Source organism: Terasakiispira papahanaumokuakeensis, assembly GCF_001709345.1.
In the GTDB taxonomy this organism is placed as follows: domain Bacteria; phylum Pseudomonadota; class Gammaproteobacteria; order Pseudomonadales; family Halomonadaceae; genus Terasakiispira; species Terasakiispira papahanaumokuakeensis.
The window spans coordinates 2,982,440-2,994,753 of the sequence record NZ_MDTQ01000001.1; the positions used below are offsets into that span (position 1 = coordinate 2,982,440).

Consider the following 12,314-nt stretch of genomic DNA (forward strand, 5'->3'; position numbering starts at 1 on the left):
GATGATGAATACCGACTCAACCGCGACAAACCAATAGCCAACCGCTTGATGCCTTTAAATCAAAAATCCGGGCCTATACCTATAGACCCGGATTTAAGCGCAACACGGTGATGTGATAAGTTGAGCGGTACGGCAAGATTAGTCGATGATGCCTCGATTTTTCAGTGCATCCAGGATTTTGCGTACACAGGTTTCAACACTGTCAGTACCACTATTGAGGTGGACTTCCGGCTGAGACGGTGCCTCATAAGGCGAATCAATGCCTGTAAAGTGGGTAATATCGCCCGCTCTAGCTTTCTGATAGAGACCTTTCGGATCGCGTGATTCACAGACATCCAGCGGGGTGTCGACGAAGATCTCGATAAATTCACCCGCTTCAACACGATCACGAATGCGCTGACGGTCCGCTTGGAAAGGTGAGATGAAGCTCACGAGCACCAAGAGACCGGCATCGACCATCAGACGGGCCACTTCACCGACGCGACGGATATTCTCTTCTCGGTCATTGTCATCAAAGCCCAGATCCTGACACAGACCATGGCGCACATTATCCCCATCCAACAGATAAGTACGCTGCCCCATACCAAAGAGCTGTTTCTCCAGTGCATCGGCGATGGTGGATTTACCCGCGCCTGAAAGCCCTGTGAACCAAAGAATCGCCGGTTTTTGATGGTTGCGCTCGGCTCGGCGGGCTTTATTGACGCCCATTTGATGCCAAGTAATATGGCTCTCATCGAGCATCTGTGTGACCATGCCTGCGCCAACGGTGACATGGCTCATGGGGTCGATCACAATTAAGCTGCCTGTGGCTGGTGCCGACTGGTAGGATTCCAGTGCCACGGGGCTCTGTACCTCAAGCTCACATAGCGCAATCCCATTGAGCGGCAATTGCTCTGCAGGCCCAGTATCCAGCGTGTTCACATCAATCTGGTGAAGAATGCGTTTAACACGGCCACGGGTGAAGGTATGACCCGTTTTGATATCATAGCGGCGACCGACTTCCAGCGGGTCTTCACTCATCCACACCAGATGCGCTTCAAACGTATGGCCACAAACGAGCTCATCATCTTGCGCGACAATTAAGTCACCACGGGCAATATCGACTTCATCATCGAGGGTCAAGGTGATGGCCTGCCCAGGATAAGCCGCGTCTTGTTCTCCATCCCAGGTCACAATAGAACGGACGCTAGAGGTCACCCCGGAAGGCAAGACTTTAATCGCTTGCCCTGGTTTCACAACGCCTGATGCTAAAGTGCCACTGAAACCACGGAAGTCGAGATTCGGACGATTCACATACTGAACAGGAAAACGCAGATCCGTCAGATTTTCATCATGCTCGATATTGAGTGTTTCCAGCAATTCGAGCAGAGGCTGACCTTGATACCAGGGCGAACGTTCGCTCAATGAGGTGACGTTATCCCCTTCAAGCGCTGACATGGGCACAAAGTGAATATTCTGTACTTTGAGCTTTTCAGCAAATGCCAAATAATCGTCGCGGATACGCTCGTAAGTCGACTGATCAAAATCGACTAAGTCCATCTTATTCACCGCAATCACAAAGTGGCGGATACCGAGCAAATCACAGATATAACTGTGGCGACGTGTTTGCGTCTGCACGCCATAACGCGCATCGATCAGGATCACAGCCAATTTGGCGGTGGAGGCACCGGTGGCCATGTTACGGGTGTACTGCTCATGCCCTGGCGTATCGGCAATAATAAACTTACGGCGATCAGTGGAAAAATAACGATAAGCCACATCAATGGTAATACCCTGCTCACGCTCAGATTGCAGGCCATCCACCAATAAGGCTAGATCCAGCTCTCCACCTCGGGTACCACTGGTACGACTATCACGAGTTAATGCGGCCAACTGATCTTCATAGATCATTTTAGAGTCGTGCAACAAACGACCAATAAGCGTGGACTTACCATCATCCACACTGCCACAGGTAATGAAACGCAGCAGGCCCTTATTCTCGTGCTGCTTGAGATAATCCTCGATATTGTCGAGATTGGACGTACTGGCGTTCATTAAAAGTACCCCTCGCGTTTTTTCTTCTCCATGGAACCGGACTGATCATGGTCAATCGCTCGACCTGAGCGCTCAGAAGTCGTCGCCAATAACATTTCACGAATAATCGCGGGCAATGTATCGGCTTTAGACGGCACAGCGCCGGTTAAGGGGTAACAACCCAAGGTACGAAAACGTACCCATTTCTCTTCAGGCACTTCACCTTCAGCCAACGGCAAGCGATCATCATCCACCATGATGGTCATACCATCACGCTCAACCACCGGGCGAGGTGCGGCATAATACAAGGGCACAATAGGAATAGACTCTAAGTAGATGTACTGCCAGATATCCAACTCGGTCCAATTCGATAAGGGAAAAACACGGATCGACTCGCCTTTATTGACCTTACCGTTATAAGTATTCCATAACTCTGGGCGTTGATTTCGCGGATCCCAACGGTGGTGGCGATCGCGGAACGAGTACACACGCTCTTTGGCACGCGATTTTTCTTCATCCCGCCGAGCACCACCAAAGGCCGCATCAAAACCGTACTTATCCAGCGCTTGCTTCAGCGCCTCGGTTTTCATGACATCGGTATAGTGACTCCCATGCTCAAAAGGATTAATGCCCTGGGCTAGCCCTTCCTGGTTGGAGTGAACCAGCAACTCCATGCCTGCCTCACGCGCCATACGGTCGCGAAAAGAGATCATCTCGCGGAATTTCCAGGTGGTATTAATGTGCATCAGCGGAAAAGGCGGCGTACCCGGATAGAAGGCTTTGCGCGCTAGGTGCAACATGACAGAAGAGTCTTTCCCGATAGAATACAGCATCACCGGATTATCAAACTCTGCCGCCACCTCACGAATGATATGAATCGACTCGGCCTCAAGCTGCTTGAGGTGAGTCATACGCTGTTCGGATACAGGCATGGACAACTCCGAAACGATTTGCTTATTCATTTAAGCTATTTAAAAAGATGTTTTTAATTCCACAAAATCCAGTCGCTAAGTGTCCCCCTTTCGTCATCAATCGGCAAGGTTTCACCCAGCCCCTTTCAGGCCAATTGGCGCTATCGATATAGCCAGGGGGCGGGATTAAAGCACTTGAGTGGAAGAGCAAAGGCATCATGTCATACGAAAAAGGCCACCCGAAGGTGGCCTCAATTCTACTCAGTAAGAACAGCGGTCAATCAACACAGCACGGGCTTTTAAGCCGCTTTGTGTTCACTCAAGCCGTCATCTTCACTGTCAAACACGCTCGCATCGTGCTGCTTTAATAAACGACTGGTCACGGTACCGGCCGTCATCGCGCCATTCACATTAATCGCGGTTCGGCCCATGTCGATCAGCGGTTCAATCGAAATCAAAAGCCCTGCCAGCGCTATCGGCAGATTCAGGGTCGACAGCACAATAATCGCAGCGAAAGTCGCACCACCCCCGACCCCTGCAATACCGAATGAGCCCAGCGTCACGACTAGCACTAAGGTCCCGAGGAACTCTAACGACAAAGGATCAATCCCCACGGTCGGCGCAATCATCATCGCCAACATGGCGGGGTAAAGGCCCGCACAACCATTTTGACCGATAGTGGCCCCAAAAGAAGCCGCAAAGTTGGCAATCGCCGGTGGAACACCAATACGATCGACCTGGGCTTCAATGTTGAGCGGAATCGTTGCCGCACTGGAGCGAGAAGTAAATGCAAAGGTCAGTACTGGCCAAACTTTCTGGAAATAGCGTTTCGGGTTAACCCCTGCACCGGCTAAGAACAGTGCATGCATGACCAAAATTAACGTCAGCCCAATATAAGAGGCCACGACGAAACCGATCAAATTGAGAATATCGTTCAGATTCGAAGTAGAAACGACTTTCGTCATCAGCGCCATCACACCATAGGGCGTCAAGCGGATCACCATACGGACTAAACGCATGATCCATTTTTGGACGACTTCAATGCCGTTAATCAGCTGATCACCCAATTCCGCATTTTCACGCTTAATGCCCAGTGCCGCAACCCCAAGGAAAGCGGCAAAAATCACAACACTGATAATCGATGTAGGGCGTGCACCCGCGAGATCTTGGAAAGGGTTCGTCGGAATAAACGACAACAGCAGTTGAGGTACCGTCAGATCCGCCAATTGCGCACTGCGGTCAATGATCGCCTGCCCCCGCTCAAGCTCACGCGCGCCCTGCACTAAGCCATCAGCGGATAAACCAAACAGCTGCGTCATGGTAATACCGATCACCGCTGAAATCGCCGTTGTGATCATCAGCATGCCCAACACACCGAAGCTAATCTTACCCAGCGCACTGGCATCATGTAAGCGCGTGACCGCAGATAAAATAGTCACCAGCACTAAAGGCATAATGATCATTTTCAACAAGTGGACATAGCCGCCGCCTACCAGATTGACCCAGTCAATCGTCCCCGTTAGAACAGCTTGATCAGAATAGCCCCATTGCATGAGCACCCCAAAAGCCACCCCAACGACCAAGCCTGCCAGCACCACCCGCGATAAACTCGCGCCCTTAAGCTGCCAGCGTGCGAGCAGCCCGGCGGCCAAGGCAAAAATCAATACATTGATTGCAACCAACCCATTCATGTTGATCGTCTCCCAAATGACAAAAGCGGCACATCATCGATGTGCCGCATAGACTAAATGCGACAGCGTTAAACTGTCGGCTAATGCTTGAGCGCTATAGTAAGGAATATCACAAGGTAATAAAAATGGATTTTCTTTATAACCTAAAAACTTTTTACCTATAAGAGAATTAACTTATAGATAAAAAATAGCCAAAACGGCGCTACAGGCTACAAGGAACCCGACCTTTAACCCCCAGTCGCATTCATGAAGCGGACAATCTGCACATCACCATCGGTAGTAAAGTGGTGGCGTTCAGGTTTTAGGTCCATAGCCTCAACAATGGTTTGCTTCAATCGCTCTTGATCACCGGGGTAGTCACGCAGCACCTGGCGCAAATCAACTGAGTGCTCATTCCCCAGACATAACAGTAAACGCCCTTCCACAGTGACTCTGACGCGATTGCAGTCACCACAGAAGTTGTGGCTATGCGGTGAGATAAAGCCAATGCGGCTAGCATGCTCATCGGCAAAACGATAATAGCGTGAAGGGCCGCCGGTCACTTCACCACAGGGCAGCAGTTCATACTGCTGCTCAATCATCGCCCTCACCTCATCACTGGAGCAGAAGGTTTCATCACGACCATGATCTGAAATATGGCCTAATGGCATTTCTTCAATAAAGCTAATATCGATTTCACGAGACCTGGCAAAGCGCACTAAGTCCACAACTTCATCATCATTACGACCTTTCATAATGACCGCATTGAGCTTAATCCGCTCAAATCCAGCAGATTTGGCCGCATCAATCCCCTCAATGACCTGCTGCAGCTGCCCTGTTCGGGTAATTCGGGTAAAACGTTCGGGGTCGAGGGAATCTAAACTGATATTGAGCCGATCCAGCCCTCCCGCTTGCAGCGTATCCGCCCACTTGGGGAGCTGGCTGCCATTGGTGGTCATGCTCAAGTCTCTCAATCCCGAGACGGATTTTAAATGACCGAGCTGACTCACCAACGAATCCACATCACGCCGCACCAATGGCTCACCACCGGTCAGACGAATATGCTCAACCCCTAGGTCAACAAAGGCTTGAGCCACTTGCCCGATTTCCTCCAGCGTCAACACCTGCTGGCGAGGCAAAAACGTCATCTCCTCACTCATGCAGTAGACACAACGAAAATCACAGCGATCCGTCACAGATAGGCGTACATAACGAATGGTTCGACCAAAACGATCCACCATCGCCTCTTTTTTCATGGAATCAAAACTCATGAGGGCGCTCCAGCTGCATGCCAGCGATCAGCCGCTTGCGTATCACTATCCCGGGCAGACACCCAGTAATCCCCACTGGCGGTATGCTCTTTTTTCCAGAAAGGCGCTCGGGTTTTTAGGTAATCCATTAAAAAATTACAGGCTTCAAAAGCCGCTTGGCGATGAGCAGAGGCGACTAAGACCAATACGATCGGATCACCCGGTGTCATCTTGCCAACCCGATGAATCACCGAAATGCCATTCAAAGACCAACGTGAAATGGCTTCATCAATGATTTGGTGCAATGCCTTTTCGGTCATGGCCGGATAATGCTCTAACGTCAGCGCCAACACATCGGGCCGCTCATTGAAATCACGGACATAACCGACAAATGTCACGGTTGCTCCGATATCACTCCGGCCTTGAGTGAGTCGCTGCATTTCCGACTCAACACTAAAAGGCGCAGGCTGAACACGAACGTATCGCGGGCAGACGTTGTCTGGGCATAATTCATCAGACATCTTAACCTCCTGTGACAGGCGGGAAAAAGGCCACTTCATCTCCCACCTGCAACGGGTGCATCGGCTTGACCATCTCCTGATTGACGGCCATCAGCAGTTGTGGCTGCTGCTGCAGAGCAGCGCGTTCGCTAGCTTGAGCCACTAACCAATTCAATAGCGCGGCAACAGTCGGTTCCGACAGCGCTTCAAGCGGCACATCACAAGCTTCCATCTGTAGTTGTTCCCGAAGCTCGGCAAAGAACCTGACATGAACGCTCGTGCCAACATCGGCTGGCACAGTCGATGCGGACTGAGATACCGATTGCGCTACTGATAACACCTCAGTCGCTGGGGATTGATCCTCAAAAGGTCGCCAATCACCTGACTTACCGCCTGTCTTTTCCAGCACTTTGATATCGTCAATGATCATGCGCTTATCGACCGCTTTACACATATCATAAAGTGTCAGCGCCGCCACTGAAGCCGCCGTCAAGGCTTCCATCTCGACGCCTGTTCGGCCTGCCAGACGGCAGGTTGCTTCGATACGAATACCCGGCAAAGCCTCGTCAGGCGTCAATTCAACCGCCACCTTAGACAACATCAAAGGGTGGCATAACGGGATCAGGTCAGCCGTTCTTTTAGCCGCCATAATCCCGGCAATCCGTGCGGTCGCCAGCACATCGCCTTTGGGATGTTCTCCCGCCATAATGCGCGCCAGCGTCTGCGGTTGCATGCGAATCGCCGCCGAAGCCACTGCCGTACGCGCAGTAATCTCTTTTTGACCGACATCGACCATATGAGCCTGCCCTCGAGCATCCAGATGTGTCAGCTCATTCATCATTCACCTCTTTCATTTCAATGGACTCATAAGGGCTGGCTTGCAATATCACCGGATGACGCCTGCTGTCGACGTAGTTCATCGAGTACCCACGTTTCGATGGCATCCAGGTCGTTCAAATCCAAGACGGGTAAAACATTGCCTTCCGGCACTTGATTGGGAGAATCAGTGGCAATGGCAAGAATTTGAGGATCATCAGGGAAACGCCATGGCTTATCAACCGACATTCGGTGCAGCTCAAGCTTAGGGAAAGGCTCGGCTTTAAACCCTTCAACAAGCACCAAGTCCACCTCACTCGGATTAAAATGCTGCAGCATTTCATCAAGAGAAGGGGCTTCATCCCGTGGTGCTTCAACCATTAAGGCCCAGCGTCGATCGGAGGCAATCAGCATCTGGCCAGCCCCGGCATGACGTAAGGTATGGCTATCTTTGCCTGGCTGATCCACATCAAAATCATGATGGGCATGCTTCACACAAGCGATACGTAATCCTCGTGCTTTTAATCGGGGTAACAGAGCCTTCAATAACGTCGTTTTACCTGTACCGCTCCAAGCACTGAAACCTAATAGAGGGCGAGGAAAGGAAGCATAATGGCTCATATAAGCACCTACGCAATGATCACAGCACCAATCCAGCAGACCCTATCGGAGATAGTGATGCACTAAACATCAAATCTCGCCAAGTCTTCTGGATAGTTGAGGTTAATAAAATGTCGTGCGGGAAACGTCACGGCCACATAGTGATACAAAGAAAACCAGCGATCGACCTTACGGCCGCCTTCGGCGAGAAAGCACTGTAAAGAAGCCAATAAAGCCCGTTGTAACAACACCACCGCAGGCTGCAAACGTTCGCCATCATGCGCAACCGCGATCGGGGCTTGAGCCGACTGTGCCGCATGCCAAAGACGCTGAGCAAGATCAGGAGGTAGCTGCGGCGTATCACAAGGCACACATAACACCCAATCTGTTTGAGCATAATGAAGTGCCGTCGCCATCCCCATCAGCGGACCTTGAAACCCTGAATCAAGATCCGTGATCACCGGGATATCCAGTGCCTGATAACGCTCGACTGAACGATTGGCATTGATCATGAGATGGTCAACTTGCGGAGCTAAACATTGGAGCACATGATCAATGAGCGGTTGGCCTTGAAACATGACCCAACCTTTATCCTCACCGCCCATTCGGCGACCTTGACCACCCGCCAAAACGACCCCTGTCAGTGATGGTATGGGCAAAAAGGTCTTATTAGCAGTCGTCTCTTTTGAGGACAGTGAAGCACACATGAACAGCCCTTCATCATCAATACATCTAGGCCGGTATCATAACGGAATACATACGCCAACGGTATGTTATGAGCGGACAAAAATGACGTGCCGAAGACACTTTGCGCCAGGAAATTCAGTCTTCTACCTCAATAAGTTAGGCCAACTACTCCTTATGAGGTAGGTCTTGCAGGATGGACTTATCGTGTCTCCGTTGATAACGGCACTGAGTCTGAACTTGACCCCAAAAAGATATGTTATATAATAACAATCATTATCAATTTGAATGCACCCACTCATGACACTGCGATAAGCTAGCTTTTGCTCATTTATCGCGATAAGGAATTCTCTCAATGCCGACGCTTTGCGCTTCACGCAAGAGCCAATATAAAAGGTACAAGCAACATTCACTGGCACTGGTCACTTTATTAACGGGCTTACTGACCGTAGGCACCGTCCAGGCTCAAGAGAGTTCGTTTCCTTTAACCTTGGAAAACTGCGGTCAAACACTCACCTTTGAACATCCCGTTGAACGAATTGTCACCGTCGGTCAAGCCACAACAGAAATTCTGTATGCCTTAGGTCTTGCAGATAAAGTCAAAGCGACTTCCGTTTGGTTCACTCCAGTCCAACCCAAGTACCAAACAGTCAACAGCCATATTCCCCGCCTTGCTGATAATGACCCCAGCTTCGAAAGCGTCGTCAATCAGCACCCAGATCTGGTGACCGTGCAATATGAATGGCATATCGGCGCCAACGGTATTGTGGGTACCCGCGAGCAGTTTCATGATCTGGGTATTCCGACTTATGTGATGCCGACCGACTGTGTTGGCAAAGACAACAGCACCGGCATGGATGGCACTCGTTTGCAGCTCTTCTCCACCCAATGGCTGTTCCAAAGCGTGCAGGATCTTGCCGATATCGCTGGCGTTCATCAGCGCGGCGCTGAATTGGTTGACCAACTCAAAGCCCGCGAAGACGAGGTCAAACAACGGGCACATCAACTAGACAGCGACCTCTCTGCCGTCTTTTGGTACTCCAGCGCCGATATGAATGTAGACCCCTTTGTCGCAGGCAGTCTCGGAGCACCTGCCTACATGATGAAGCAACTCGGTATCCACAATATTGTCGATACCGCTGAAGAGTGGCCAATGAAAAGCTGGGAAAGCATCGCCAAAGCGAACCCAGACATTATCGTTATTGCTAAGATGGACCGTCGTCGATTCCCTGCAGATGACTACCAGAAAAAACTAGAATTTTTGCACAACGACCCTGTCGCCAGCCAAATGGACGCCGTTAAAAACGACCACATTATTATGCTAGAAGCCACTGAAATGGACGCGACATTGCGTATGATTGAGGGAATGGAAAAATTAATCCAGGCGCTGCAGGATCAAAACATGGTGGAAGAGTGATCCAAAGTCATCAACAGGACAGCGTCGCACTAGAAGACAGGCCTGACAACAACGAGGCCTGTCGTCAGGACAGAGTACTGAACCACGGGTTATCCCGCAGCGTTCGTGGACTAGGCTATTTATTGCCTAGTCTGCTGTTGATCGCCACCGCGATCATGGCTGGGGTGGCCATTGGCGAAATTCGCTACTCCTTCACGACGGTCATGCAGGTGGCCGGTAACCAGTTATTCAATATGGACTATCCGGTCAGCCAGCTGGATACCGGTATTATCTGGGATTACCGGCTCACACGAGCCCTTGTCGCCGCATGCTGTGGTGCCGGTTTGGCGTTATCAGGCGTCGTCCTTCAATCCTTATTGCGCAATAACCTCGCCGACCCTTATATCCTGGGTATTTCTGCAGGCGCTTCGACAGGCGCTGTGCTGGTTGCCGTCATGGGGTTAGGCGCAGGCATGGTATCACTCTCTTCGGGAGCGTTCGTTGGCGCATTGCTCGCCTTTGCGGTCGTCGCCTTGCTAGCGAAGGGTGCCGCTCAGGGGACAGCTCAATATCATAATGGCCACATTGTGCTCGCGGGTATTGCCAGCTGCCAGCTGTTTAATGCGCTGACGGCATTAGTTATCGCCAAATCAGCGAATTCAGATCAGGCTCGGGGAATCATGTTCTGGCTGTTGGGCAACCTAAGCGGTGTACGCTGGGACGATGTCACGCTAGCCCTCCCCATGACCCTCGCCGGGTTGATCGTCTGCCTGTTGTATACACGCCCGTTGGATGCATTTACGTTTGGTCAGGAATCTGCAGCAGCCCTGGGGATTCCAGTCCGTCAGACCCAGACCCTCTTAATTGCGGCAGCGGCTTTAATGACCGCCGCTATGGTGGCCATCGTCGGCGCCATTGGCTTTGTTGGATTAGTCATCCCCCATGCCGCTCGTTTTTTGGTGGGTAGTCAGCATGGTCGACTTGTTCCCATGTCCGCATTAATCGGTGCCGTATTTCTCGTCTGTGCCGATATTGCGTCACGCATCATTATTCCAGGCCAAGTATTGCCCATTGGGGTCATCACTGCGTTGATCGGTGCTCCGGTTTTTGCTTTGCTATTAATTCGAGGGCAATCAAAATGATTGGCGTAAAAGCACAGGCACTGAGTTGGGGCGTCAAGCATAAAGAGATTGTCAAAACCGTCAGCTTCACCTTAGACGCGGGACAAAACCTGGGCCTCATTGGGCCCAATGGATCGGGTAAGTCCAGCCTACTGAAACTATTAACGGGTATTCGACCGGCCCATTCAGGCGACATTTGGTTAGGTGATCAGGCGCTTAAGCGGCTCTCTCAACGTCAGATCGCAAGACAAGTGGCTTTTGTCGAACAACAGGCTGAAACGATTGATCGCATCACGGTGCAACAAGTGGTCTCCCTGGGACGCACGCCCTGGTTATCATTGCGATCACCTTGGTCAGATAAAGATGATCAGCTGGTGATCCAAGCCCTCACTGAAGTCGGGCTTCAGGATAAGCGCGAGCGCCTTTGGCATAGTTTGTCTGGCGGCGAGCGCCAACGTGTTCAAATTGCGCGGGCCCTGGCGCAGCAGCCACAGCTACTCGTTCTGGACGAGCCTGCTAACCACCTGGACATTCGCTACCAACTGATGATCTTAGATCTGGCCCTTTCACTACCGGTCACTACGGTCATGGCCCTACATGACCTCAACCAAGCATTGCGCTGCGACCAAGTCGGTGTCATGCATCATGGTGAGCTCATTGCACTCGGCGCCCCCAGAGAAGTACTCACTCAGCCCCTGATTGAAACCGTATTCGGCGTTCAGAGCCACCAATGCGAACACCCGATAGATCAGTCACCTTATTTACACTTTTATCTCAAGGATAATGCTCATCATGGCACTCGTCGCCAATCTGAACGTGCAAAAGCAGCTGATCGCCTTACATCCGTTGCAACGCCTGAGCCCCATGGTCATCTGGACCCTACGCCTGTTCATGGTATGGGCGCTCATGCTGCCTTTAGCTCACGCTGAAACCTATCAAGTCAAAATGTTAAATAACAACGACACTGGTGTCATGGCATTTGAGCCCGACTATCTTCATATCCAGCCCGGAGATACCGTCCACTTTGTGGCGTCGGATCGCACTCACAACGCGATGACCATCCCAAACCTATGGCCTGATAGGGCGCCCACAATTCGAACACCGATGAATCAGGATGCCGACGTCACCTTCCAGCAAGTGGGCTTTTACGGTATTAAGTGCCTCCCACACTTTATGTTGGGCATGGTGATGTTAATTGAGGTTGGAGAAAATGATACAGCGGCCCACATTCCCAACGGCTTACCGGCAAGGGCTAAAAAGCGGTTTGAAGAGATTAAACAACGAGCAGGCCTTTAAGCCTCACCGTGACAAGACCCAAGTCGCTCATGGCAAAGTCCTCTGGCGGCTGGCACA

12 protein-coding genes are annotated in these 12,314 nt (G+C 51.2%); 4 read left to right on the plus strand and 8 right to left on the minus strand.

Annotation, left to right across the window (positions count from 1 at the left end):
- Positions 1 to 138: 138 nt before the first annotated feature.
- The 8 genes from cysN to mobA all read right to left on the minus strand — a co-directional run bounded on the left by cysN (position 139) and on the right by mobA (position 8,467).
- Positions 139 to 2,034 carry a sulfate adenylyltransferase subunit CysN gene (cysN, locus tag BFW38_RS13045; RefSeq protein ID WP_068999304.1) on the minus strand — a complete coding sequence of 632 codons (1,896 nt, stop codon included), beginning with the start codon at positions 2,032 to 2,034 and terminating at the stop codon, positions 139 to 141.
- A complete protein-coding gene (gene cysD / locus BFW38_RS13050) occupies positions 2,034 to 2,945 on the minus strand; it encodes a sulfate adenylyltransferase subunit CysD (protein WP_245686151.1) in 912 nt (303 codons plus the stop codon). Before cysD ends, cysN begins: the two co-directional genes overlap by 1 nt.
- 278 nt (positions 2,946 to 3,223) lie before the next feature.
- Complete coding sequence (locus tag BFW38_RS13055) at positions 3,224 to 4,615, minus strand: L-cystine transporter (RefSeq protein WP_068999305.1); 1,392 nt, start codon at positions 4,613 to 4,615, stop codon at positions 3,224 to 3,226.
- 227 nt (positions 4,616 to 4,842) lie between these two features.
- Positions 4,843 to 5,865 (minus strand): GTP 3',8-cyclase MoaA, encoded by a 1,023-nt coding sequence (moaA, locus tag BFW38_RS13060; protein ID WP_245686152.1) that lies wholly within the window; start codon positions 5,863 to 5,865, stop codon positions 4,843 to 4,845.
- Positions 5,862 to 6,365 (minus strand): molybdopterin synthase catalytic subunit MoaE, encoded by a 504-nt coding sequence (gene moaE, locus BFW38_RS13065; protein WP_068999306.1) that lies wholly within the window; start codon positions 6,363 to 6,365, stop codon positions 5,862 to 5,864. Before moaE ends, moaA begins: the two co-directional genes overlap by 4 nt.
- 1 nt (position 6,366) lies before the next feature.
- Positions 6,367 to 7,185 carry a cyclic pyranopterin monophosphate synthase MoaC gene (gene moaC, locus BFW38_RS13070; RefSeq protein WP_245686153.1) on the minus strand — a complete coding sequence of 273 codons (819 nt, stop codon included), beginning with the start codon at positions 7,183 to 7,185 and terminating at the stop codon, positions 6,367 to 6,369.
- A 23-nt stretch (positions 7,186 to 7,208) separates the two neighbouring features.
- Positions 7,209 to 7,781, minus strand: coding sequence for a molybdopterin-guanine dinucleotide biosynthesis protein B (mobB, locus tag BFW38_RS13075; protein ID WP_068999308.1), 573 nt, complete (start codon positions 7,779 to 7,781; stop codon positions 7,209 to 7,211).
- Positions 7,782 to 7,843: 62 nt separating this feature from the next.
- Entirely contained in the window at positions 7,844 to 8,467 is a 624-nt protein-coding gene (gene mobA / locus BFW38_RS13080) for a molybdenum cofactor guanylyltransferase MobA (RefSeq protein ID WP_139116625.1), read from the minus strand.
- 332 nt (positions 8,468 to 8,799) lie between these two features.
- Here mobA and BFW38_RS13085 point away from each other — a divergent pair, with 332 nt between their 5' ends.
- The 4 genes from BFW38_RS13085 to BFW38_RS13100 all read left to right on the plus strand — a co-directional run bounded on the left by BFW38_RS13085 (position 8,800) and on the right by BFW38_RS13100 (position 12,257).
- Positions 8,800 to 9,861 (plus strand): ABC transporter substrate-binding protein, encoded by a 1,062-nt coding sequence (locus tag BFW38_RS13085; protein WP_084004642.1) that lies wholly within the window; start codon positions 8,800 to 8,802, stop codon positions 9,859 to 9,861.
- 122 nt (positions 9,862 to 9,983) lie between these two features.
- Positions 9,984 to 10,982, plus strand: coding sequence for a FecCD family ABC transporter permease (locus BFW38_RS13090; protein ID WP_425427937.1), 999 nt, complete (start codon positions 9,984 to 9,986; stop codon positions 10,980 to 10,982).
- A complete protein-coding gene (locus BFW38_RS13095; RefSeq protein WP_068999309.1) occupies positions 10,979 to 11,890 on the plus strand; it encodes an ABC transporter ATP-binding protein in 912 nt (303 codons plus the stop codon). The genes BFW38_RS13090 and BFW38_RS13095 overlap by 4 nt, the downstream gene beginning before the upstream one ends.
- Entirely contained in the window at positions 11,868 to 12,257 is a 390-nt protein-coding gene (locus BFW38_RS13100) for a pseudoazurin (protein ID WP_218186425.1), read from the plus strand. Before BFW38_RS13095 ends, BFW38_RS13100 begins: the two co-directional genes overlap by 23 nt.
- Positions 12,258 to 12,314: the final 57 nt, after the last annotated feature.